The organism is Pontibacter brevis, from assembly GCF_054779655.1.
Genome location: NZ_BAAGXV010000081.1, coordinates 25,808 through 51,097 on the forward strand (window position 1 = coordinate 25,808; position 25,290 = coordinate 51,097).

The window sequence follows — 25,290 nt, forward strand, 5'->3', positions numbered from 1 at the left end:
GTGGCGCCAAAATCGTATTTAAACTGTAGTGGAAGAATATGCGGTAAAATTTTAGTATCTTATCTCCAGTATTGGACACAACAGCCCTAATTTATGAAAACCTATTTAAAGCAAGAGCATTTTTCGTGCATCTATCTGCTATGCTGCTTTTTGCTGCTCCCGCTGTTTACAGCTGCCCAATCCAGCAAGCCAAAGGTTTTTGTGATGGAAGTAAAGGCCGAGATAGACCCGCGCACCAACCGCCACACGCGCGTAGCTTTTGAAAAAGCCACTGAAGCAGGCGCAGACCATGTGTTGCTGGTGCTGGACACTTTTGGCGGAGCTTTAAATGATGCCGACGAAATCAGGGAGCGTATCCTGCATTACCCCAAGCCTGTTTATGTTTTCATAGATAATAATGCCGCCTCAGCAGGTGCGCTTATCTCTCTTGCCTGCGACAGTATATACATGTCTCCCGGGTCCAGCATTGGGGCTGCTACCGTGGTAGGTGCCGACGGACAGGCAGCGCCGGGCAAATACCAAAGCTACATGCGTTCTATTATGCGGGCCACAGCCGAGGCGAACGGGCGAAATCCGCGCCTGGCAGAGGCAATGGTGGAGCCCAGCGTAGACAGCACCCTCTCCGCCGGGCAGGTGCTGACGCTGAGCACAACGGAGGCGGTAAAGTATGGCTTTTGCGATGGGGTAGCCACTGATGTGGAAGGCGTGCTGGCGCTGCTTCACCTGCAGGATGCGGAGGTTACGTATTACGAGCCCAGTACGACAGATGCCATCATTTCCTTTTTCCTGAACCCGTTCATTAGTGGCATTTTGCTGCTGGTGATTGTGGGTGGACTGTATTTTGAACTGCAGACACCGGGCATCGGTTTCCCCCTGCTAGCCGCTATCGTTGCCGGCATGCTGTACCTTGTCCCCTACTACTTAACAGGCCTAGCTGAAAACTGGGAGATCCTGATGTTTATAGCAGGGCTTATTCTGATTATGCTGGAAGTCTTTGTTATCCCGGGTTTCGGCATTACGGGCATAAGTGGCATACTGCTGGTAATATGTTCGCTGGTGCTGATGATGTTGAACAATTATAATTTCGACTTCACCTTTGTGCCTTCCGAGAACCTGATGAAAAGCCTTATTTCTGTTGTGCTGGGCATGGTTGGTGCCGGTGTGCTCATCGCGCTCAGTTGGAACAGGCTTGTCAGCAGCACGGCCATGGACCGGGTTGTGCTCAAAAACAGCTTCCACAGCAAAGAGGGCTACCGTTCCGGCAATACGGCAGAGCACCTGGTAGGCAAAACCGGCTTCGCCCACACGCGCATGACTCCTACTGGCCGTGTCATGATAGACGATACCCTGTACGACGCGCAGGCCCGCGACGGCTTCATTGAGAAAGGGGAAGCGGTGCAGGTAATTGACAGTAGTACTTTCTCGCTGCGGGTGAAGAAAGTGAGCTAGTATCATCCCCGCATGAACAGATAAGACAGGCAAACCTGCCCCCTTCCATAGCTGAAAATATCCCTTATGTATTACATTGATTTTACCTCCCTTCTGGATCGGCAGGCACACCTACGGGAGGACTTTAACGCTAAAAAAGTCTTCCGATATGTGGTGATAGAGGATTTTTTTAAAGCTGAGCAGGCGGCGCACATTATGGAAGCTTACCCAGCTATCACGCAGGGCAACTGGGACGGTACCACTTACATAGACCAGAAAAACAAGTTTCAGCAGCGGGAATTTGAGGAAGGTTCTCTTTTCCGTGCTGTTTTTTCGGAACTGAACTCACCAGGTTTTATTCAACTCTTAGAATCCGTAACAGGTATTCAACAATTACATGGGGATGAAGCCCTGTTTGGAGGGGGACTGCATCAGTCTACAAAGGGAGCCTTTCTGAATGTGCACGTAGATTATAACATCCATCCGGAAACAAAATACCATCGCCGCCTGAACGTACTGGTATACATGAATCAGAATTGGGAGGAGGCCTATGAGGGGCACCTGGAGCTATGGGATATGCAGCGAAACCAGCTGCTGGATAAAATCGCTCCCACCTTTAACCGTTGCGTCATTTTCGAAACGAATGAAATGTCCTACCACGGCCACCCAAAGCCCCTGCGAACGCCCCAGGGCATTAGCCGCAAATCGATTGCTACCTATTATTACACCCCAACCCGGCCGCAGCACGAAACAGAGGCAGCACATAACACCAGGTTTGTGAATACAGAAGGATTAAACGGCCAGCTTAAAAGGCTTAAATCCGGATTGAAAGCCTTTGTGGAACGGAAGCTGTAAGCTTCGCTTTTTCATTCAACATAGGTTTGTGGAGCTGCCAGCGGTGTCCCGGCACAAAAAGCAGCTGTTCTTTTGCTTCTCCTCCACCTGAGCAGTTTCACTTTGCATGATTTCAACACCGGCCATCTATGGCTGCAGGTATATTTTTAGGGAAGAAAGCCGACGTTCCTCTCCCCACGAAATCCTGGTTCATAATTCGGGATAAAACAAAGTGTTTCCTTAACTTTGAAGAGCTGCAACGGCAGAAACAAAATTAAAAGGAGACAAAATGGACGTATTGGGCATCATTCCGGCACGCTATGCCAGCACCCGTTTCCCGGGCAAGCCACTGACCGACATCAAAGGAAAAAGTATGATTCAGCGGGTGTACGAGCAGGCGCAAAAATCAAGCCTGGCAGAGGTGCTTGTGGCAACAGATGACCAGCGCATACTGGACCATGTCACTGGATTTGGTGGAAAGGCCGTGATGACGGGCACCCACCACCAAAGTGGTACTGACCGCTGTTTTGAAGCCTTCAAGCTGCACGACATGCCTTACGAATACATCATTAACATACAGGGAGATGAGCCTTTCATCAAGCCGGAGCAGATAGATCTTGTCGCCTCCTGTTTTCAGAAGCCACAGACACAGCTGGCCACGCTTATCAAGAAAATAGATTCGGCAGAAGAGCTACACAATGTAAATGCGCCAAAGGTTGTCATCAACCAGAACAAAGAGGCTTTGTACTTCAGCCGACAGCCTATTCCCTACTGCCGCAACGTGCCCCACGATATCTGGCATATGCAGCATACGTATTTCAAACACATCGGCATTTACGGCTACCGGGCAGATATTCTGGAGCAGATTACGCAATTGCCTCCCTCCTCCTTAGAGCTTGCTGAATCGCTGGAGCAGCTGCGCTGGCTGGAGCATGGCTTCCGCATCACCACTGCCCTCACAGCTTTCGAAACCGTGGGTATTGATACTCCTGAAGACCTGCTGAAAGTGCAGAAGCACCTTCTTTAGATAAAAGTGAAGCATGATGTGTTAAATGCAGACATTGCAACCCTGCTTTAAGCGCATCATGCTTTGATTTAACTTACAACTCTCAGCCCCCCGCTTTTTTTGCTTTGTAACCAGAAGCCTGCAGCACCTGCACAATTTTGTCGCGGAAGTCACCCTGTATCAGAATCTCTCCGTCTTTGGCTGATCCGCCTACCCCGCATTTGCTTTTCAGCATTTTGCCCAACTCTTTCAGATCCTCGTCGGTGCCAACAAAACCGGCTACCAGGGTAACCTGTTTGCCACCCCTCGACTTCTTATCCAGCATGACTTTCAGGTTCTGCTGTTGCGGGGGAAGTGTTTCTGCTGTTTGCTCCTGCTCGTATTCGTAGTTAAAGTCAGAGTTGGTTGAGTAAACCACGCCCTGGCGGCCTTTCTTATTTTTATCTTTCATTTTTTGCTTATTTGTGGCGTCACAACTTTCAGCGACAGAGGCTCTATGTGCACATCGAAGGTTTCGGTTTTACCCATGTACTCTCCATCCGCATGATACATCATCGGCTCCTCTGTTTCTACCTTTACGTGTTTTGTCTTGAAGTACTCGGCACTGTCGGCGTGTGCCAGTTGGTTGGTGAGCATGCAATAACTCAGGTTCAGTGCTTTGATCAGGTCCAGCCTGCGTACCAGGCACACGTCCAGCATCCCATCCTGTATGTCTGCCTCCGGGGCAATGTACGCGTTGTTGCCATATTGTGCTGCATTGGCAAAAGCCATTACATAGCAGTCAGTGTCCAGCACGTTCCCGTTGATGCTTGCCTTTACGGGCAGGTGCTTGTAATTGAGCACCTCCTTCAGCACAAGTTCCACATAACTCTGCAGTCCCCGCTTTGTGTTTCCGGCAAAAACAGAACTGATGTAGGCGTCGAAGCCAATGCCCGCCGTGGTCACAAAAGGATGACTGTTGATACGCCCCGTGTCAATAGAAGCAACATGCCCTTCGTTCAGTACACGCAGCGCACCTTCCAGGTCCAGGGGAATCTCCAGGTGACGCGCCAAACCGTTCCCTGACCCTTTAGGCAGGATGGCCATGGCCGTGTCGGTATTCATCAGCCCCCGCGCTACTTCGTTTACAGTACCGTCTCCACCTACTGCAACCACAATCTTACAACCATTCGCTGCTGCTTCCCCGGCAAGTTCAGGAGCATGGCCTGCATAGGCGGTATAGACAATCTCGTGGCTGTACTTCTGGTGGTTGAGGTGCAGCTTGATTCGGGCTGCCACATCTATTTTACTTTTTGTACCAGATTTGGGATTAATGATAAAGCGTATATCCGGTTGTTTGCTCATGCTATCGGCTTATGGGGCTGCTACAAAATTACCTTTTCCGGGGAAGAATAAAAAAGCCACTGCATGTTGAAGTGCAGTGGCATGGCTCCGTCTTCCTCCCTGCCCAAAAAAAACCGGGCTATGTGTGCTTTGTCTTTGCCTACTTCAGATGAAAAGTAAGCACCGGAATAGAGGTATGGTTTACCAAATCCTCGGCAATGCTTCCGCTCAGCAGGTGCGAGAGCCCTGTTCTGCCGTGCGTGGCCATCATGATAAGGTCGGCGCGGATGTCACTGGCAAAATGCAGGATGCCGTCCTCCTCAACCGTATCGTTGTAAATGTTCACGCTATAGTTCTGAAGTCCGTAACGTTCGGCTGTGTCTTCTAGCTTTTTAAAGAGATTCCCACTCGACTCAAAGGCTCCGGGAGTGTTGATGTATACCAGGTGCACGCGTGCTCCAAACAGGGCCTGGAAAGACTTGAAGCGCTCCATGGCATGTTGTATCTCCCTTTTAAAATCAGAGGCCAGCACAATTTCACGTACGTCAAAATGCGGGTGGCGGTGCTTTACTGTTAACACGGGGCATTCTGCCGTACGCACCACTTTCTCCGTATTAGAGCCGATCAGGAATTCATCTAAACCACTGGAGCCTTTTGACCCCATTACCACCAAATCCACCTTGTCTTCCTGTATCGTCCTCTTTATCTTGCTGATGGGCCTGTCCACATCAATCTCCTGCACAACGCCCACCCCCTCATGATCGACTGATTTTATAAATTCCTTCATCTGCCGCTTCATCGCCTCCATCAGCTGCAGCACATACACATGCTGCATGTTATCCGGGGTAATCACATCACCTGTAGCACTAAAACTTGGCGAATAGTTGTTCACGGCCTCCACCACATGCAGCAGCTTGATGCCTGCCCCTGCTTTACGGGCTATCGAAACAGCCACTTCATAAGCATGGTGTGCCTCTTCCGAAAAATCTGTGGGTACTAAAATTCTTTTCATGATACAGGTTGGGTTTAGTGGTTGACTATCTGGTATAAAAGTATGGCTCTATTTCAACATTACAGATGACATTTATCACTTTATACTCCTGTGCCTCTAAGTAGTTTGGCGGCGATGCAAAACAAAAGCCCACCTCTTGCGGGGTGGGCTTTGCTTATATGACTAAGAATTAGTTAATCCTTATCCAATACGTGTAATCAGGTCAGCAGCACGGTTAGAGTACCCGGCTTCGTTATCGTACCAGCCTACCACTTTTACAAGTGTTTCGTTGGCAGAAGTCATTTCTGCATCAAAAATACAAGAGTGCGTGTTACCTACGATGTCTACAGAAACGATTGGGTCTTCGGTATACTCCAGGATACCTTTCATATCACCTTCCGCAGCTTTTTTCATCGCAGCGTTTATTTCTTCTTTTGTAGCCGCTCTTTTCAGAATGCAGGTCAGGTCAGTAAGGGAACCATCCGGAATTGGAACGCGCATCGCCACGCCATCCAGTTTACCTTGCAGGTGAGGCAATACAAGACCAACGGCCTTGGCAGCACCTGTAGAAGTAGGAACGATAGACAGGGCAGCAGCACGTGCTCTGCGCAGGTCTTTGTGCGGTGCATCCTGCAGGTTCTGGTCTGCAGTGTAAGCGTGTACGGTGGTGATATAGCCTTTCTCGATTCCGAAGGTATCATCCAGCACTTTCGCCATTGGCGCAAGGCAGTTTGTAGTACAAGAAGCGTTAGAGATGATTTTGTCATCATCTGTCAGCACATCCTGGTTTACGCCAAGCACAACTGTTTTAACATTACCGGTAGCAGGGGCAGAGATAACTACTTTACGTGCACCAGCCTCCAGGTGAGCACCGGCACTTTTATCGTCCGTGAAACGGCCGGTAGACTCCAGCACTACGTCAACACCTAACTTGCCCCAAGGCAGGTTCTTTGGCTCACGCTCGGCTGTAATCTGGATTTCTGTGCCATTTACAACAATACCGGTTTCAGTGGCCTCTACTGTGCCATTGAATCTACCGTGTACAGAATCATATTTCAGCAGGTGCGCCAGTGTCTTCGTGTTTGTAAGGTCGTTTATAGCAACAACCTCTACATTGTCTTTCTCGAGCAGCGCTCTAAATGTAAGTCTGCCGATACGGCCAAAGCCGTTAATTGCAACTTTAATTTTAGACATGATATCTAGTTTTTTTAGTTTTATTTATTGCTGCGAAGTTACATTATACCATATTGTAAAACCAACATTTTTTTTATACTGATTTAGAGGGCCTTACGTTTAAATTAAAAAAATAAAAAACAGTTGCTTGCCAAAAAGGGAATTATCCGTATCTTTGCACCGCAATACAGCAACAAGGCCCGTTCGTCTAGGGGTTAGGACGCCAGATTTTCATTCTGGTAACAGGGGTTCGATTCCCCTACGGGCTACACGAAAGGCCCTCAGCAGCATCTGAGGGCCTTTTTTTATTTGCTTCGGACATTATTCTGACACCGCGACAGCAACTTGATATCAACCGGGGCTTTCTTTTACACTTCCTGCTTCACTAACTTCTTTGCTAAGTCAGGTCTAAGTGTACTTCAGGTGGAGGGGATAGATCCTGCTTCTCCCTTTAGCCTTGGCCGGGCGGCAGTGCCCTCCGCGGCTAGCCACACACTTCCCCTTACAATGGCTGCATGCCTCCGCTATGCTTAGCAACAAGTGCAGCACACGCTTCAGACCCCTGTTCCTTCACGGCCTGCCTCAGCAGAAAGGTGCGACCGGGCGCAAAGCGCATTTTCGGACAGGGATGTTGTGTACTCGCAGTCCACCCACACGCTCCTGCTCTTTGACCGTTGGGCCTGGTCCAGCACCTGACCGACAGCTCTATAGTCGGCCTTTGCAGTCACAAAAAGGAAATCCTTTGGTTATTCTCTAAAGTCATATCAAAGGGGTGGATGGCGACTTCATAGCCATCATTGTTACCAGACGGAACGGTGTTATTGCCAATGGAGACATTACCGATAACCTTGACAGGCACCTGCCCCCATGAAGGCCATCTTCTCAAAGGCGTCCTCTTCTCCCTTGGCCTGAGTGCTGCCTTACACTATCGGGCTCATGGAAACAACCAGGAAGTGATCTGCATTGGAAGAGGCCGAAGTGGCCTTACTCATTTTCCCTTCTTCAACGCCTACTACATTGCCAAAGATGAGTTTCTCGTTGATGGTTAATCTCTTCAGCCACTTGGCATAGTCCCCACTACCAGACACATTGGTTGTCCCTCTCTGTGAATGCCTCACACTTGCTGCACTTTATATGGTACAGGCATTCTGCTTAGTAATAGTTTTATCAGCAATAATTTCAGCTGATCATTACAACGTCCTTACTGCAAACCTGCAGCTATAGACTTTCTCTGTTGTTTCTGAATACGCCGAATATCTGCTTTCAATAGCACAGCGATGACTAAAGCTAATACGATCAAAAAGGAGAATACATAGAATACAGGAATATAGCTTCCAGTTGCTGCGTAAATTTGAGATACTAAAGTTGGGCCTAATAACCCACCTAAAGACCAAGTTGTTAAAAGATAACCATGAATGGCACCTAGCTCCTTTGTTCCGAAGAGATCGGCTATAAACGCGGGAAGGTTTGAGAATCCACCACCATAACAGCTGACTACCAGGAAAATCAGTGCCTGAAAAACTAAAGCACTTGAAATATTGGGAAGTGTAAGGAACGCGACGAATTGTATAACAAAAAAGATGATGAACACCACGGGCCGGGAAAAATAATCGGAGGCTGCTGCCCACCCTATTCGACCAGCACCATTAAAGATACCCATGAGTCCTACCATTACAGCTGCACTTGCGATTGAAAGCCCTCCTATCTTTTGAGCCATTGGAGAGGCGACTGATATCATCATAATTCCCGCACTTGTATTAATCAGCATGATCGTCCACAACATCCAAAAATGCTTTGTTTTTACTGCTTTCTTTGCAGTGAGAGAGGACAGGTCGTTTACCCTCTTTTCCGTAGGCGAAGAGTCGCTTTGTGTCATACCGCGGGGCAACCACCCTTTTGGAGGTGGTGCAATATATAAAGCGCCAAGGATCATTAGGACAAAGTAACTTGTTCCTAAAATGTAGAAAGTTGTGGAGATACCCAGAGCTTCCATAAAGGTAGCCGCAAGCGGAGCTGTAATGAGTGCTCCGGTACCAAAACCCAAAACCGCCATACCTGTAGCTAGTCCACGTCGATCTGGAAACCATTTTACCAGTGTAGACACTGGCGCAATATAACCAATACCCAGTCCTATACCACTTAAAAGTCCATAGGTAAGTATGAATAAAACAAGTGAATCGATGGAAACTGCAAAGCCAGACCCTGCTTGTCCCAGACCAAATAAAAGCGCAGCAATCATGGCCGATTTTCTAGGCCCGCTTCTTTCAACAAATCTTCCGAATATGGCAGCTGATGCTCCTCCGAGAGTCATCATTACTGTAAAAGCTATGGTTACAGATGAAACCGACCAACCGAGTGAATTGACTAATGGGTTCGTGTAAACACTGTAGGCATAAGCGGCACCAATGGAAAGGTGGATACAAATTGCAGATAAAGCTATTAACCATCTGTTTTTACCAGTACTCATAGGATTTCCTTCTTACTTTTTACTATTGATTTTATACTGCACTGTTCGGATTTCATCAGAAGTGGATATCAACTAAAGGATGAATCATAGTCACAAAAGAACCCGTCTTCTGCTTTTGTTTCTTTTAATTTGATTGACATTACTATAGAACATAAAAATCTCAAATAATACCAGTATTCTTTTGTTCGATAACTATTTTTTAATCCCTATATTAATTGGCAGCTTTCCTGCAGGATAGCCGTGCATCAGGAAAGGTAACAAAAAGTAAACAATATTTTCCCATACTTGGGAGCGAACTAATTTTGAGACGAGATATGTATGTCTGTCGGTTTCCCTGTTTTACAACTTCCCCAGTGTAGCAGATTTCAAATAATGACTTCCTCCCAAAAAATTGGAAAGCTGTAAAATATAAAACTGTTATATGCAGGGAAAAAGTTTACTGCACTTCCCTTGCCCTTAAATATTCACCTATAGCAGCTAATTCTATGTGGATAAAGTTCGATATTTCACTCCTTCGGTCTACAAAAGCCGCTTCAGGTAAATCTGAAGCGGCTTTTTTCATTTGCTTCGGAAACTATTCGGACGCTAAAGCCGCGCATCTTTGTCGTACAATCCCTAAAAGTAGTTTGATTTGACCCTTAACGGGAGCTAATGCATCTTTACTTTACCTTTCATCTTCTAGCACTACCTGCTCCTACTCTCTTGGCCTCATCCCTCCTTCGAATGTCTGGAGATACGCATTAGAAGTAAAGTTTCTCTACTGTATCACCAACTCGTCTCATTAATCTAAATACTGGTTTGATTAATGAGACGGCAATTCGGGACGAATCGGGGTAAGCTAAAGCTCCAGCCGCAGGTGATGTAGTGTTTCTCAAATAACGGCCGTGGCTGTTGCACAACCGGCTGAAGATAGGCGTTAAAGGATAATGACCTATTGCTTGTAGTTATGCAGGGCAAGAAAACTTTCAAAGATGAGAAGGAGCTGCTCTTCTCGCTCTCGGCGCACGTGCCGGAGCACAACTTTTACCGCCGGCTCAAGCAGCAGTTGGACGTGAGCTTCCTTACCGAGCTGACGCGGGGTTACTACGGTAAGTGTGGTCAGCAGAGCATTGACCCAGTGGTGTTCTTCAAGCTCTGCCTGGTGGGCTACCTGGAGAACATCTCCTCGGACAGGAAGCTCATCGAGCACTGCAGCCTCCGCCTGGACCTTTTGTACTTTCTGGATTATCAGCTTGACGAACCTCTTCCCTGGCACTCCACCGTATCCCGCACCCGCCAGCTTTACCCTGCGGCTGTGTTCGAATCGCTCTTTGACAGGGTCTTCAGCCTGTGTGTGGAAACGGGCATGGTGTCGGGCAGTACACAGGCCGTAGACTCAGCGCCCGTGAAGGCCAATGCCTCCATGGACAGCCTGCTGCTAAAGCAGCCACTGGAGTCAGTACAACAGCAGAAGGCAGACAAACAACGGATGCTTCAGAAAAACAGCAAACCAGCACAGCCTATCACAGCTCCCGCCCATCAGCTCAGGAAGCTGGAGAAGCACCACGAGAATCTCAGGGGCACATTCACCTCATTGGGGTCAACTCAAGAGAAGGCACAGCTGGTCAGCAACAAAACGCACTACGCCCCGCATGACCCCGATGCCCGCATATCAGTAAAACCGGGAAAGGCCAGAAAGCTCAATTACCACTGCAGCATGGTGGTCGATACGGCCAAAGGTGTTATCTCCCATGTCCGGGCAGACTTTGCCGACGGCAGGGACAGCCAATACCTGCCTTCCCTTGTGATGCAGGTACAAAAAAGGCTGAGGGAGAATGGGCTGCTCATGCAGGAATTGCTGGCAGATACCGGCTACTCCAACGGCTCCAACTATTTCATGCTCGAGCAGCAGGGCATCACAGGCTGGATCCCCGTTTTCGGGATGTACAAGCCCGAGATAGAGGGCTTTCCCTATGACAAGGAGAAAGACCGCTACATGTGCCCCATGGGAAAGCCACTCCCGTTCAAGGGCTTTGACCGCACCGCGGACGGCAGGCTGCAGAGAAACTACTGGGCAGCGCCCGGTGACTGCAGGCAGTGCTCCTCCAAACCCACGTGTGCACCAAAGGCTCGGTGCAGGAAAAATACCCGCACAGCTTACGACGAGCAGTACCTGAGGGCATATGCCCGACAGCAAAGCAGGCGGGGTAAACGCATGAAAAAGCTTCGCCAGAGCACGGTGGAGCCGGTCTTCGGGAGCCTGGTACACCACTATGGCCTGCGCAACATCAATGTGCTGGGAAAATCGGGTGCCCATAAAGTCATGCTCATGGCTGCCGTTGCCTTCAACATAAGAAAGTACATGAGGAATAAGCCGAAGAAGTCTGTGAGCATGGCAACAGCAATGGAAAGGGAGCAGCGACATGCTCATATATTCAGCTATTGGCACGCCCACAATCAAAGAGAGGAGCATTGTATGCTTATTCCGAATAAAGGCTGCAAGGAAGACATGCTAAAAGCTGAGTTGTGCAACAGCCACGGCCGTATTCTGATACATCACCTGGCAGAAATTAACCGTTTTCAACCAGGTGTAAACGGTCTGCAACTATGGTAAATCAATGCCCTGAAGATGCCTATTTTACCTGTAAAAAGGCTTTAGAAGCACACTGTTCTCCGCCTTTGAGCCATATCCGCACCTTCTCTGGAGGCATATTTAAGCCAGAGCAAACATTCAATCAAGCGCTATCTGCACAGATTTCAACGCAAATCAACTGTTTTCAACGAATCGTTTTCACTCCTACGACTTTGGTTAACTGCACCTGTGCAGTTAACCAACCGGCAACCAACGGTAGGAAAATGGTGAGGTTAGCATTAACAGCGTGCCTGTTGCCTTGGTACAAGGTACACCATACGAGGCTCTAGCGATACATTATTCTAAAAGCGTTACGGGTAGGGGTGATGTGCCTTGCCGGTAAGCTTGTAGGTTTTGGACGGGTGATGGTTGTAACTTTAATAATTATAAGATTTATCTTGATTAAAGCTTTTCCACACTTTGCCTCGTAAAGCCTTTTTATGAAATCAGAGGAAGCAGCTGCTGTTCAATAACAAGAGAGTTAACCCTGTACATTTCACATTATTCAGCACCCCAAATTTAATATAGTTAATACGGTATTTTAGGATTTTAGTTGGAATGATTTGCAATAACAAATTGGAGGGAGAAGTATGAGTTGGTATCTAGGATATGTGGTGGCATATTTCATATTTATGTTCAGCCTGGGGTTCTACTATTTCACAAAAGTAAAAACCTCTGACGATTACCTGATCGGGGGCTGGAACAGTGGGTTCTGGTCTATTGCCGGAACACTGGTAAGTACATTTTGCGGTGCGGCCATATTTATCGGCTGGATGGGCATGGGCTACGAAATCGGTATTTCCGGCTACTTTCAGTTTGCACTGCCCATCGTTATTTGCACGCTTATCCTAGTTGTTTTCTTTGCGAAGTCCCTACGAAGGCAAAAGCTTTATACTTTAGCTGATTTGTTTAGTGAGCGGTTTGGAGGGGCAACGGGTGTTATTCCGGCTTTGCTGTCGGCCATTGTGTATGCTGTTCCAACGCTGGCGCTGCAAATGGTTGGAATGACTACGATCTGGCACACCGTTTTCGGGCTCGAAATAACCACAGGATTATATTTATCGGCCGTATTGATTGCCAGCTTTACCATACTTGGGGGTTTGCCTGCTACCATCATGACGGATGCCTTGCAGAGCGTTGTGCTGGTGCTAGGCATTGTGGTAATGTTTGTTTTCGTTGTGAACTATGCCGGCGGCGCGGAAACAATTATAGCTAACACGCCTAAAGAATACCTAACCCCGACAGGCAAGCAGGGGCTACAGCACGTGCTGCTTTTTGCGCTTGCCGCAGGGCCTTTCTACTTTGTTTTTCAATCTACCTGGCAACGCATATTTGCCTCAAAAGACGAGAAAACAGCACGTAACGCAGGCATCACAGCGACGTTTGCGGTAGCTATAATCACCATGTTCCCATTCATGATTGGCACCATTTCGCAATCGCGTGATATTGTTCCGGAAGCCATAAATCCTGACATGATCTTCTCGCACTTAATGGTTAATCTGTTGCCGCCCTTTCTCGGAGGCATCGTAATGGTTGGTATCATGGCTGCTTTGATGACGGGGGCTACTTCTTACGTGTTGCAGGGCAGTTCAAACTTTACCGTCGATTTGTACATCCGCCTTTATAACCCTGACGCCAACGACAAAAAAAGAATGGTTGCCTCCAGGTTAACGGTTATCATTATGGTAATATTGGGGCTGATCGTAGCTTTTAAAATCACAAACATTGCCATGATGTACCAGTGGTCGCTGCGGCTCTCAGCCATCGTTTTGATTTTCCCGTTCTTCGCAGTTATGTTCTGGAAAAGAGTTACCAAAGTTGGTGTGCAGACAAGTATGGTTCTTTCGTGTATAGCAGGCCTGGCATACCCTTACCTAAATATCCCGGTTGATCATACTGTATTCGGGTTGATGGTGTCTGTGATAAGTTTAGTGGGAGTGAGCTTGGCTACCAAACACGCTGCCTCCGAACAAGTGCGGGCTGTTTACTGGGAGGATTTAGACTCCGCAACCAGGTTGTCTGCAGCGCAAGTGCAGGAAGCGGAACAAGAAATGGTGATGATTGAGGAGCAGAGGAGGAGAGCCTAGCCAAATAATCGGATGAGGTAACGTAAAAAAATATTTAAAGAACAGAGAAGATTAGACAAGCATGGATTACTTTACCTTGTATGTGTTATTTGTTATTTTCCTTGCTACTCTAATTCGCTCCATATTTGGTTTTGGGGAGTCACTTGTTGCTGTTCCCTTGCTCGCCTTTCGTATTCCGCTTGAGATAGCCGTTCCGCTTTCTGTGCTGGTATCGATTACGGTTGCAAGCGTAGTGGTAGTGCAGGACAGGCAGCAGATACACTTCCGTAGTGCTGGCTGGCTGGTTCTTTTTACCCTTTTCGGCATCCCTCTTGGGCTTATGCTGTTAACTTCCGGCGATGAGTTGATTGTAAAGGCTGTTCTGGGTATTATCATCATTCTTTTCTCCCTCTATTCCTTGTATGGCAAAAATCCCATCGAGCTAAAGACAGATAGCAAAGGCTGGCTGTTTGGTTGTGGTTTTATTGCCGGTATTCTGGGAGGTGCCTATGGGCTGAACGGGCCACCGCTTGTTGTGTATGGCGCTATGCGTCGTTGGTCAGCACAACACTTCCGGGCCACCTTGCAAGGATACTACCTGCCAGCCAGTATTCTTGGTATGGTAGGGTATTGGCTCAAAGATTTGTGGGGTTCTACGCTCACTTATTATTTTCTGTGGAGCCTGCCCGTCATGATTCCAGCCATATTTATAGGCAGAGCCATCAACCGCCGCATGCACGGGGATACATTTTTTAAGTATGTATACTTTGGCTTGATAGCCATCGGTGCTTTACTGCTGTTTCAGTCTATGTTTTAAGTTAAGAGCATGTTTAAATTTAACTGGATAGTGCAGGAGCAAAAATAGTAAACACTTTAATATTAAAATCGCTTCTATAGGAGTTTGTGGAGCAATTATTGATTTTATCGAACCAAAAAGCTGCTTCATTTTACGTGAAGCGGCTTTTTTGCTGTAGTAGCCCGTAGGAGCGAAATATCGAACTTTATACACAGAGATTTGGTGGACGGGAGTAAATATTAGGAGGTGGGACAGGATTGGTAAACATCTGTTCATAAGTGGTATTGGGTGCTTGTTCATCATAACAGGTGCTGTCGATATAGACAAAGAAGGCTTCTCATCAATAGGAGTCTTTCTTATTCTATATGGGTCGTGCGTATAGCGAACTTGCACCTTACGTTCTGGAAACGGCTATGCCCTGCACAATTTGGCTTCGTTGCCCCTTATTTCAGCAGTAGGCGCCTGCGCTACGGCTACACATGGTTCGGGTGTAAGCAGCAGTAGCCTGGCCAGTGCAGTTTCTGCTGTGAAATTTGTGAATGCAGCATGCGACATTGTTTCCCTGTCCAAAGAATAAGATGGGTAGCGTTAAAAGATGCCTTTGTAAATCTTAGCGCACCGGGCGTAGTAACCAAGCTGCTGAAAGCTCCTTTACTGAAACCACTTTACCTGCTATCAGTAACAAGAAGCAAGGTTTAGCCGAAGGAGGGGCTATGGTGGGAGCAGCAGAACCAATTTCAGGACTATAAACTAAAAACAAACAGCCCTATGAGCAGCAAAAGAACAGCTTTAGTTACCGGAGGCAACGGCATTATTGGCAGTAAAACCAGATATTGTGCGAACCAATGAATGGTTTGGAAGTGGTGGTAGCGCAAATAGACCAGTTCTTATTTCAGAAAGAGTTAAATATATAGTGGAGCAAAACAAGTGGCGTGGCGCATTTATGGAGCCAATAGAGTTGGTAGACTAAAAAGCTCTGATCGTCACGAAGTCAATATGGATTAGACATACTGTCGCCACGTCATTGGTCAGGTGCACATAACACTTCTTATGTAAAACAAATGGTCTTAATTGAATCTGAAAACTACTAAGTTTATTGCCCCTCTCCCACCTGCAGATACTTATCCACAGCCGCAAAATCTTTGTGGAAAAGGTTCGATAATTCAATACTAAGGTCTACACGAAAGGCCCTCAGCTGCTGCTGAGGGCCTTTTTTCATTTGCTTCGGACACTAAAACCGCCACCTGTCCATTTAACACCTCTCGATTCGGCTAATAATTGTTTTTTGAGGAGGTAAAGCTTCTGTTGTTTGACTTATTCCTTTTGGTGCCCTCCCCTACTATGTACCTTTAGGTGAATCTATCAATTAGCCTATGAACACACTGTTCATGATATCATGAACGGTCTCACCTACTCATCTCTTAAAATAAATTTTAAGTTTGATTTGTGAGACGGCAAAATGAGACGTAATACAAGCTGCAGGGGCAGGTGCCGCTAGAAGTTCCACAATCTTTCTATTCTCACGTTTTCTGATAACATGGTTAGGCGCTCTTTAACGAATATTAAAAAATAAATTAGACAATTTATTCAGTTTTTATTACGAACATTTCGTAAATATACGATAATATCGTAGCACATGGAAAAGCTAACACAACAAGAGGAGGAGGCCATGCAGGTAATATGGGCATTGGATGGCGGTTTTATTAAAGAATTTCTGGAGAAGCTTCCTGATCCGAAGCCACCTTACACAACGCTCGCCTCCACAGTAAAGAACCTAGAGAAAAAAGGCTACCTCTCCAGTGAAAAGCTGGGAAACACCTATCGCTATTCGCCTTTGATACAGGAAGAAGGTTATAAGAAGAAATTCATGAGAGGCTTTGTTGGAGACTATTTCAAGAACTCTTACAAAGAACTGGTAGCCTTTTTTGCGAAGGAAAAGCAGATAAGTACCGAAGAACTGAAGGAGATTATAGCCATGATCGAAAACAAAAAATCAGAATGATATGCCAGAACTACTTTTTTACCTGCTCAAAGTTAATGTGGTACTGCTGCTCTTTTACCTGGCTTACCATGTCGTGTTGCGGCGGCTGACCTTCTACCATCTAAACCGCCTGTTCCTGGTGTTCGCCATTTTATTCTCAACACTCTATCCCTTTATAGATGTATCAGAGTTGTTTAGCCAGCAGGTGGAATTGGCTGCCGCCAATATCTATGTGGCCGCTATACCCACCTGGACTGTCGCAAGCGGCTTACCTGAGCAAACGGCGACATTCGACTATTGGCTAATACCCCTAATCCTGTTCTGGCTTAGTACCGCTTTGATGGCTGCACGGCTATTGCTGCAGTTCGTGTCGCTTCATAAAATACATCATGCTTCAGAGCCTGCTGCACACAGTGGCATCGGCTTCAGAAAGGTGAGCGGTATAAGCGAGCCTTTCTCCTTATGGCAGACCATTTACCTGAACCCATCGCGACACAAAACGCCCGAGCTCGAATCGATACTCCGACATGAGCAAATCCATGTGAAAGGCTGGCATACGCTGGACGTACTACTGGCTGAGCTCAGCACTGTGTTCTACTGGTTCAACCCGGGTGTGTGGCTGATGAAAAAAGCAATCAAGGAGAACCTGGAATTTATAGCCGACCAGCATGTCATGAGCGCAGGTGTAGACAGAAAGGAGTACCAGTACCTTCTACTAAATGCTACAAGCTTATCGGCACCACAGCTTGCCAATCAATTTAACTTTCCATCACTTAAACGACGCATAGCCATGATGAACAAAAAACAGACTTCCCTCATGTATGTCGCCCGATATGCCGTACTTGTACCGCTTATAGTCGCGCCGTTATTGCTAATTGCCTGTAGTGAAGAAGATGCAGGCATGATGCCAACTGGCGTTACTGCTGGCTCTACAAAGGAACAGCACGATATGAGCGTTGAAGGAGATATAATTCCTCATGTACATGTATATTTACCTGAGGCATCCTCTGCCCCTGAAGATTACAAAGCCTTTCTAAAACGGAACCCAGAGATAAAACAAGTGGGATGGGAGATAAGAGTAACAGATGGCTCTCCAGAAATTAACATTTTTATGTATTCCGAATCCCTAACTGGGGACATGTATGATATAAATGATGAAAAAAGCGTCTCCGCTGCTGAAGCCAAATATGGAGAACTTCCAGCTCTGCCGGCGGCGGCGGCAAAGCTGACAAAAGAAAGTAGCTTTGAAGTAATTCCTGATGTTGAAATATAAATACCTGATGCATCCACTGCCCCTGAAGATTACTAAGCCTTTCTAAAACGGAACCTTAAGGTGAAACATGTGGGCAGGATATTTAGGGTTACAAACGGCACTGCAAAAAGCTCAATTGTGATAGAATTAAATTCCGAAGGCTCGGAGTTATATGCTTTAAATGACGAAAAGAGTATTTCCCCTGTCGAAAACAAGTACGGCAAACCGCCCGCGCTGCCGTCTTCGCCAGTTAGAAACGATGATAACTTCTATATAACTTCTCTTAAGCTTGCTTTTACTATCATACAATCGACTGTACGTATGAAGCCAAATAACTAAAGAGTTCATTTTTATTCAATGAACTTAGACAGCGTAAATCGTGAAGATGAAGGTAATGATTTTTACAGGATGGAGGTTTGAGAGGGTATGCCTGAGGGAGTAAAGCTGTACAAAGAGTATAAAAATCAATTTATCATAACCCAGTGCAACCTTAGTTCCTGCTATGGGGTTTTGCTGCACCACCACTGTTAGCTTGCTCTACAGCCAGTCCTGCTAAACATAAAAGTCGCTATCAAAAAACCGCACCCGCTGATTTCGCAGCATTTCTTCACCTGTTTGTGTGGATAGTTGCATAAAGGCAAAGTTAAAACATGGAAAGTTTGCTGTGCACTTTTCAGACATGAATCATCCCGAACTTTTGATAAAGGGCTAAAAAGGCAAAAAGGCATCTCAGGAATATACCAGGACGCCTTTTCATGTTATCATCCGTTCTTGTGCAGTGGCCCAGAAGAGCAAACCATCTCCTCATCCTAAGAAAAGTGACGCTTCTGAGTTATTTAAAATTTACCGCAGGCTATAAAGGGCAGTTGGGACCACTCTCAGCATAACTGTTTTACCAGCATCAGTCCCAATTTTTTGTCCAAAATAAGATTTTGAAAATTCGGTAATATTTATGTTTAGCTTATGAGGTTTGTTTCGATTCTGATTTGATTACTCTCGTCTTTTTCTAAACTATTCCCTGAGCCAGCATAGCCTCAGCTACTTTAACAAAGCCTCCAATATTAGCTCCTTTTTCATAGTTGATATAGCCGTCTTCTTCTGTCCCATACTTTACACAAACCCCATGAATATCTTTCATGATTTGCCAGAGTTTGCTGTTCACTTCTTCCCGGCTCCAGGAAATGCGCAGTGAATTCTGTGACATTTCAAGTCCGGACACGGCCACCCCACCGGCGTTAGAGGCTTTACCTGGCGCATATAAAACTTTTGCTTCTGTAAAGACATGAATTGACTCTGGTGTACTCGGCATATTGGCGCCTTCCGCTACACAGATACAGCCATTCTGAACAAGCGTTCGGGCATCTTCTTCATTCAACTCATTCTGCGTTGCACATGGAAAGGCAACATCGCATGCTATTTTCCAGGGCCGCTCCCCCTCAAAAAACTCACATCCAAACATTTCAGCATATGCTCTTATCCGCCCCCGTTTTTCATTCTTCAGTTCCATCACATAGGCCAGCTTTTCAGCATCAATACCTTCCGGATCATAGATAAACCCGCTGGAATCGGACATCGTTACGACTTTAGCGCCTGCCTGTATGCATCTTTCTACCGTATACTGCGCTACGTTTCCTGAGCCGGAAACAAGCACTGTTTTTCCTTTCAGAGATTCCCCACGTGTTTCTAACATACTCTCCGCAAAGTAGACAACCCCATACCCTGTGGCCTCCGGACGTATGACACTGCCGCCCCAACTGGTTCCTTTGCCGGTAAGTACCCCGGTGAACTCCCCCTTTATGCGCTTGTACTGGCCAAACAAATAACCTACCTCTCTTCCGCCAACTCCAATGTCACCCGCCGGAACATCTATGTCAGCTCCTACATGGCGGTAAAGTTCTGTCATAAAGCTCTGACAAAACTTCATGACTTCACTGTCTGATTTTCCTTTTGGGTCGAAGTCTGATCCTCCTTTGCCGCCGCCCATAGGCAGACCAGTAAGGCTGTTTTTAAATACCTGCTCAAAGGCCAGGAATTTAAGGATGCTCAGGTTCACAGAAGGGTGAAAGCGAAGCCCTCCCTTGTAGGGTCCAATGGCGCTGTTCATCTGGACCCGGTACCCACGATTTACCTCCACTTCGTTCTGATCGTTCAGCCAGGGTACCCTGAACATGAGGACACGCTCTGGCTCTACCATGCGTTCCAGAATTCTGGCCTTCTTAAACGTTGGATTCTCTTCTATAAATGGGATAATTGTCTCCGCTACTTCCTGTACAGATTGCAGAAACTCTGGTTGATGCGGGTCTCTTGACTCAACTTTTTCCAGGAACTCTTTTACCAGTGCATCCATGCCTTTACTTGAAAAATGAATATGAGGAGTAGTATTCGCTACTGCTATGCTTTTTACCTACGGAAGACCTCTAAAGTTGTAGCCCTGGTATTAAAGCCCTTCCAGACAGGCTGCTTTATGTTAACAAGGTTGTTGATTTCCCCTTCGGCTTCACTTTTTACAGGTGTGCTGTCGTTAAGCATACCTGCATTAGAACCGAGTAGGTGTGGGATTTTACACTTTATCTTCAAGCCGTTTAACAGCTCCCTGGCTTTAGCTGCGGCATTTTCTGCCTAGGTTGTCAATTTATAACGCCTTGAACAAATACTGATTTTTTAGTATCCGTATTTTAATCAGGCCTGTGGCGGTAATTTGCATAAAAACACTAAAATATTGGTTTATGACGCTGTAAAGCGCATCAAATGAGGCTGATGTGTTTGAGTAGCAAACAGAGATTTTACCTTTTTATGTACAGCAACCTGCACATTCTTCCAGCATCAAAACCACTCCATTCGTTCATGCGTTAAGCAGCATGCACCCCCTTCATAGAATTCCAACTACCGGCATACATGGAGTTGGCAACCAACTTGTACACCTAAAGGCGCGAATTATTTATTTCTAAATCCAAGGGTTCCCTTCATCCAGGGAACCGGGGGCCGATAAATGCGACAGGAAATGCAAACTATAACTAAAAACCAGGTTCAGGGGGTGTTTGAATCATATAAGACGAACCCTCATTTTCTCGATGAGATTTTTACCGAAGGCGGTGCGGTTAAGCCGGAATATGAAGCGATAATCGATTACTTCGGGCAATTATCTGCAGCTGAGGTAAACAAAAAATACAAGCTTGCCCGCACTTCCTTTTTTAACCAGGGCATCACCTTTAGCCTGCCTTCTGACCATTCCAAAAAAACACGCGAACGGATATTCCCCTTCGATCTGCTTCCCAGGATTATTACCGGGAAAGAGTGGGCAAACCTGGAGCAGGGGGTTATTCAACGAAACATGGCCATTAACTGCTTTATTCAGGATGTCTATAACAAGAGGCACATATTCAGAGACAAACTGGTGCCCCTGGAGCTCGTCACCAGTTCGGTACACTATACCCCGGCCATGGAAGGCCTGAACCCGGCAGGTGGTATTTACAACCACATCTCCGGCACCGACCTTATCAAGCACAGCGACGGGGAATACTATATTCTGGAAGACAATGTCCGCTGTCCCTCCGGTATCAGTTATGTGCTTTCTAACCGCGATGCCATGAAGCAGACACTTTTTCCATTGTTCGATGCCTACCACATACAGCCAGTGCAGGAGTACACCGAACACATGCTGGCCATGATGCAGTCTGTGGCCCCGGAAGGGAAAACGGAGCCCTGTTGTGCGGTGCTAACTGATGGTATGCAGGCCTCGGCTTATTTTGAACATGCCTTTCTGGCCCGCAGCATGGGCGTACCACTTGTAGAGGGGAAAGACCTGTATGTGGACCAGGATAAAGTATACATGAAAACCGTTTCCGGCCCAAGGCAGGTAGATGTGCTGTATAAGCGGGTGGATGATGAGTACTTTGACCCGCTTGTGTTCAAACCTGACTCCGTCATTGGGGTACCCGGCATCATGCGTGCTTACCGGAAGGGCACCATCAATCTTGTGAATGCGCCGGGTTGCGGGGCCGCTGACGACAAAGCAGTCTACAGCTATGTGCCCGCCATGATCCGGTACTACTTAGGGGAAGAACCTATCCTTAACAATGTACCTACCTATCTGTGTTCGGAGGAAAGCGACTATAAATACGTCATCGACAACATGGAGAAGCTGGTGATTAAACCAGTGGACGAATACGGCGGCCGGGGGATCCTAATCGGCAACACTGCCACAAAAGAGCAATTACAGGAATATAAGCAGCGGATCGCGCAAAACAGGCGGAAGTATATTGCCCAACCGATCATGTCGCTGTCGTTGCACGCCACATACATAGAAGGCAACAAGCAGTTTGAGCCCCGCCACGTGGATTTACGCACCTATACACAGTTGGGCAAGGACACGCAGTATGTGCTGCCGGGCGGACTGACCAGAGTAGCGCTTACGGAGGGCAACCTGATCGTCAATTCTTCGCTTGGTGGCGGCTCAAAAGATACCTGGGTGCTGGAAGAGGAGTTAAAGCACCTGCTACTTTAAAAGAAATCAAAGATGCTGAAAAGATGTGGAAATAAGCTGTTCTGGATGGGGCGGCTCCTGGAGCGGTCGGAGTATGTAACTCAGTACCTGAAGGTGTGCTACGTGTCGCTGATGGATTTACCGCGAACGCAACAAAAAGAGGAAGTACTGGAACTGGCACTGCATGTGGCAAACGCACATGCGGGCTACTTTTCTGAACACGCTCAACTCAAAGCTTCTGATGTGCTTTCTTATGTGAGCCTTGCAGAAGCGAATCCCGATTCAGTTGTGGCCGGTGTCACCAGGATGCGCGAGCTCGCAAGCGGGGTGCGTGAAAGTCTTTCACCAGAGCTTTGGGAATACACCAACTGTTTTTATCATGCCCTGAACGGCTATACCCCTGCCAGGTTAAACAAGGAAGGTTTCCAGAGCTTTGCCCGGAAAGTTGAGGCAAACAGCTGCCAGATAAAAGGCCACCTGCAGGACAACATGGTGCGAAATGAAACCTGGATGCTGCTCTCGCTGGGCAGGTGCATGGAAAGGGCGCTGCTGCTAAACCAGACACTTCTGCATCAGCTGCAGGCCATTGCCGGGCAGGAAAACCCAGACCAGGCCGGTCTTCCCGCAAGCCGGCACCTGGTGCTTCTGCTCGAAAGTATTGGAGCATACGGCACGTACAAACAGGTGTACCATCAAAATGCCAACCTGGCTGATGCACTACATTTCCTCTTAATAAACAGGGAATTCCCAAAGTCACTGCTCCACAACCTTACCTGTATCCATACCATGCTGAAAGAAACCACTTGTTTTCTGCCGGAGGAGAAGCACGCATTAGCGTCAGGCTCTCAGGAACTTCTTGCCCTCTGCCAGGCCTTTACACCCGGAAAACCGGCTGCATCAACTATAAATTTTCTGGAAAAGACAGAAAGTTACCTTCAGGAACTGGCAGGGCAGTTGGACCAAACCTATCTGGCGGTTTAACCTCCGGTTCAGGAAAAAGCTGTACCTCTGCGTAAAAGATGAAAGACACTCTAAAACATTTCTTATGATACCACCTAAGTTGAAAGCTGGCGACCATGTACGTGTTATTGCACCGGCACACGGCCTGCCGCCGAAATTAACAGACGAAATGAAAGCACAAGCCATGAAGGGCTTTGGCGATCTCGGGCTTACTGTCAGCTTTGGAAAGTATGTGAACGAGCACGATGAGTTTGACACAAGCCCCGTTGAGAAAAGACTTGAGGACCTGCACGATGCCTTCTCGGACCCCAACGTGCAGGCCATTGTTCCAGCCATGGGCGGCTCCAGTGTGAATCAACTCTTAAAGTATATAGACTACGATTTAATTAAAAAGAACCCCAAGATCCTCTGTGGCCTGTCCGACATTACGGCACTGGCCAATGCCATTCACGCGAAAACGGGGTTGGTCACCTACTACGGTCCCCATTTTACGATGCTGGCGGCCAGTAAAATCGTCGACTATTCTTTTGAATACATGAAGAAGGCATTCTTTTCAGAAGACACGTTCCCCATTCTACCTTCTGAATATTATATTGATTCGGAATGGGACAGCCAGGTAATCGTCAATGAAAAATTCTGGACAATCAATGAAGGCGAGGCAAGAGGAAAAAGCTTTGGCGGGAATTTCATTACGTTCAATTTAACAATGGGAAGCGAGTATATGCCCGACCTGACGGATTCCATTATTTTCCTGGAAGCAAACAAGGTAATTGATTACAAGGATGTACAAAACCAGCTGCAGGCCATCCTCAACCAACCCGACATCCACAAAATAAAGGGCATGATCATTGGCCGCTTTCAGAAAGACACCGGCGTAACCCGTGAGTTGCTCACTAAAATGGTGCACAGCAAAAAAGAGCTAAAGAATTTACCGGTTGCTGGCAACATCGACTTCGGCCACACCGCTCCCATGATCACCCTGCCCATTGGCGGCAGCATCAGCCTTCGGGTTAAGAAAGAGGATGCGGTGCAAATCATTGTGGAGGAACATTGAGTTGATGAAGTATAACACCTTAAGCGCTGCTTTCAGAAGACCTTGGTGTAGTTTCTTACAAACTATCAAAAGCCTTACTGATGTAGTAAAACTTCAGCAGGAAAACGAGGAGAATATCGTTCTGGTTAATATATCGGCTATGATACAGGAGGTGAGCCTGGAGTGAAGCCGGTCATTGAAGTATCCGGTGCTCAACTAGAGATAAACGTGGAGGACTGTTCCGCTATTCGTTTTTCTGAAAAGAACCTGAGAAGCGTGCTCTACAACCTGATCTGCAATGCAGTCAAGTATCGCTCCCCTGATCGGGAACCGCGCATACAGATACATTGCAGGAGCACACCTTCCCACCATGTGCTTACTGTCACCGATAACGGGCTGGGCCATGAGGCTGGGCACACGGATGAGCTGTTTACCATGTTCAAGCACTTCCACGACCACGTGGACGGGACCGGCATCGGGCTTTACATGGTGAAAAAGATGGTAGAGAATGCCGGGGGACATGTTGAGGTGGAGAGCCGTTTAGATGAAGGTACCACCTTCCGTATCTTTTTCAAGAAGTAAGGGCACAGCTGCAAGTCTATTGTTCCCACTAACACGGCACAGCCATCAAACTTGGCTGAAGCCTCGTTCATAACCTGTACAGGCAGCTAGCTTCCTCTACGGCCAATCCTGATGGACATAGGAGCCATTATAAAACAATGAAGGCTTGTCGTGAAAGTAGAGTTGGCAGCCGTGCTAGCAGCGCGACACAAGGTGCAACTGCTTTTCATAATTTAGGGAGCCCAATGAAGAAGGTGGTTCCTTTGTTTTGCCTGCCCTCAAACTATATCCTGCCCTGGTGTCACTCCACCATGTTTTTATGATG

General features: G+C 47.1%; 20 protein-coding genes and 1 tRNA gene. 13 read left to right on the plus strand and 8 right to left on the minus strand.

The window, feature by feature from the left end; all coding sequences use genetic code 11:
* Positions 1-93 precede the first annotated feature (93 nt).
* From ACYVB1_RS16915 to kdsB, 3 genes are all read left to right on the plus strand, one after another.
* On the plus strand, positions 94-1,449 hold the full coding sequence (locus ACYVB1_RS16915) for an NfeD family protein (RefSeq protein ID WP_460924975.1): 1,356 nt from the start codon (positions 94-96) through the stop codon (positions 1,447-1,449).
* Positions 1,450-1,515: 66 nt separating this feature from the next.
* Positions 1,516-2,283, plus strand: coding sequence for a 2OG-Fe(II) oxygenase (locus ACYVB1_RS16920; RefSeq protein WP_460924976.1), 768 nt, complete (start codon positions 1,516-1,518; stop codon positions 2,281-2,283).
* Positions 2,284-2,551: 268 nt separating this feature from the next.
* Positions 2,552-3,289, plus strand: a complete 738-nt coding sequence (kdsB, locus tag ACYVB1_RS16925; RefSeq protein WP_460924977.1) for a 3-deoxy-manno-octulosonate cytidylyltransferase — start codon at positions 2,552-2,554, stop codon at positions 3,287-3,289.
* Positions 3,290-3,371: 82 nt separating this feature from the next.
* Here kdsB and ACYVB1_RS16930 read toward each other — a convergent pair whose 3' ends face one another.
* The 4 genes from ACYVB1_RS16930 to gap all read right to left on the minus strand — a co-directional run bounded on the left by ACYVB1_RS16930 (position 3,372) and on the right by gap (position 6,776).
* On the minus strand, positions 3,372-3,719 hold the full coding sequence (locus ACYVB1_RS16930) for a translation initiation factor (RefSeq protein ID WP_460924978.1): 348 nt from the start codon (positions 3,717-3,719) through the stop codon (positions 3,372-3,374).
* Positions 3,716-4,612 (minus strand): diacylglycerol/lipid kinase family protein, encoded by an 897-nt coding sequence (locus ACYVB1_RS16935; protein WP_460924979.1) that lies wholly within the window; start codon positions 4,610-4,612, stop codon positions 3,716-3,718. Before ACYVB1_RS16935 ends, ACYVB1_RS16930 begins: the two co-directional genes overlap by 4 nt.
* Positions 4,613-4,751: 139 nt before the next feature.
* Complete coding sequence (locus ACYVB1_RS16940; protein WP_460924980.1) at positions 4,752-5,603, minus strand: universal stress protein; 852 nt, start codon at positions 5,601-5,603, stop codon at positions 4,752-4,754.
* Positions 5,604-5,783: 180 nt separating this feature from the next.
* Positions 5,784-6,776: a type I glyceraldehyde-3-phosphate dehydrogenase gene (gap, locus tag ACYVB1_RS16945; RefSeq protein WP_460924981.1), complete on the minus strand. Its 993-nt coding sequence runs from the start codon at positions 6,774-6,776 to the stop codon at positions 5,784-5,786.
* Between the two features lie 176 nt (positions 6,777-6,952).
* On the opposite strand from gap, the gene ACYVB1_RS16950 reads away from it, so the two are divergent.
* Positions 6,953-7,024, plus strand: a tRNA-Glu gene (locus ACYVB1_RS16950).
* 455 nt (positions 7,025-7,479) lie between these two features.
* On the opposite strand, the gene ACYVB1_RS16955 is transcribed toward ACYVB1_RS16950, so the two are convergent.
* The 3 genes from ACYVB1_RS16955 to ACYVB1_RS16965 form a co-directional block, all read right to left on the minus strand.
* Positions 7,480-7,641 (minus strand): hypothetical protein, encoded by a 162-nt coding sequence (locus ACYVB1_RS16955; RefSeq protein WP_460924982.1) that lies wholly within the window; start codon positions 7,639-7,641, stop codon positions 7,480-7,482.
* A 34-nt stretch (positions 7,642-7,675) separates the two neighbouring features.
* Entirely contained in the window at positions 7,676-7,873 is a 198-nt protein-coding gene (locus ACYVB1_RS16960) for a hypothetical protein (RefSeq protein WP_460924983.1), read from the minus strand.
* Positions 7,874-7,956: 83 nt separating this feature from the next.
* Entirely contained in the window at positions 7,957-9,222 is a 1,266-nt protein-coding gene (locus tag ACYVB1_RS16965; RefSeq protein WP_460924984.1) for an L-lactate MFS transporter, read from the minus strand.
* 946 nt (positions 9,223-10,168) lie between these two features.
* On the opposite strand from ACYVB1_RS16965, the gene ACYVB1_RS16970 reads away from it, so the two are divergent.
* The 5 genes from ACYVB1_RS16970 to ACYVB1_RS16990 all read left to right on the plus strand — a co-directional run bounded on the left by ACYVB1_RS16970 (position 10,169) and on the right by ACYVB1_RS16990 (position 17,949).
* Positions 10,169-11,815: an IS1182 family transposase gene (locus tag ACYVB1_RS16970; RefSeq protein ID WP_460924985.1), complete on the plus strand. Its 1,647-nt coding sequence runs from the start codon at positions 10,169-10,171 to the stop codon at positions 11,813-11,815.
* A gap of 608 nt (positions 11,816-12,423) precedes the next feature.
* A complete protein-coding gene (locus tag ACYVB1_RS16975; RefSeq protein ID WP_460924986.1) occupies positions 12,424-13,920 on the plus strand; it encodes a sodium:solute symporter family protein in 1,497 nt (498 codons plus the stop codon).
* 61 nt (positions 13,921-13,981) lie between these two features.
* Positions 13,982-14,716 (plus strand): sulfite exporter TauE/SafE family protein, encoded by a 735-nt coding sequence (locus tag ACYVB1_RS16980; RefSeq protein ID WP_460924987.1) that lies wholly within the window; start codon positions 13,982-13,984, stop codon positions 14,714-14,716.
* 1,615 nt (positions 14,717-16,331) lie between these two features.
* Positions 16,332-16,697, plus strand: coding sequence for a BlaI/MecI/CopY family transcriptional regulator (locus tag ACYVB1_RS16985; protein ID WP_460924988.1), 366 nt, complete (start codon positions 16,332-16,334; stop codon positions 16,695-16,697).
* Position 16,698: 1 nt separating this feature from the next.
* Positions 16,699-17,949, plus strand: coding sequence for a M56 family metallopeptidase (locus ACYVB1_RS16990; RefSeq protein WP_460924989.1), 1,251 nt, complete (start codon positions 16,699-16,701; stop codon positions 17,947-17,949).
* Positions 17,950-18,934: 985 nt separating this feature from the next.
* Here ACYVB1_RS16990 and gdhA read toward each other — a convergent pair.
* A complete protein-coding gene (gene gdhA, locus ACYVB1_RS16995) occupies positions 18,935-20,275 on the minus strand; it encodes an NADP-specific glutamate dehydrogenase (RefSeq protein ID WP_460924990.1) in 1,341 nt (446 codons plus the stop codon).
* 654 nt (positions 20,276-20,929) lie between these two features.
* Here gdhA and ACYVB1_RS17000 point away from each other — a divergent pair.
* The 4 genes from ACYVB1_RS17000 (at position 20,930) to ACYVB1_RS17015 (ending at position 24,986) form a co-directional block, all read left to right on the plus strand.
* Positions 20,930-22,432, plus strand: coding sequence for a circularly permuted type 2 ATP-grasp protein (locus ACYVB1_RS17000; RefSeq protein ID WP_460924991.1), 1,503 nt, complete (start codon positions 20,930-20,932; stop codon positions 22,430-22,432).
* 12 nt (positions 22,433-22,444) lie between these two features.
* A complete protein-coding gene (locus ACYVB1_RS17005; protein WP_460924992.1) occupies positions 22,445-23,392 on the plus strand; it encodes an alpha-E domain-containing protein in 948 nt (315 codons plus the stop codon).
* 64 nt (positions 23,393-23,456) lie between these two features.
* Positions 23,457-24,425, plus strand: coding sequence for a S66 family peptidase (locus tag ACYVB1_RS17010; protein ID WP_460924993.1), 969 nt, complete (start codon positions 23,457-23,459; stop codon positions 24,423-24,425).
* 162 nt (positions 24,426-24,587) lie between these two features.
* Complete coding sequence (locus ACYVB1_RS17015; RefSeq protein ID WP_460924994.1) at positions 24,588-24,986, plus strand: sensor histidine kinase; 399 nt, start codon at positions 24,588-24,590, stop codon at positions 24,984-24,986.
* Positions 24,987-25,290 lie beyond the last annotated feature (304 nt).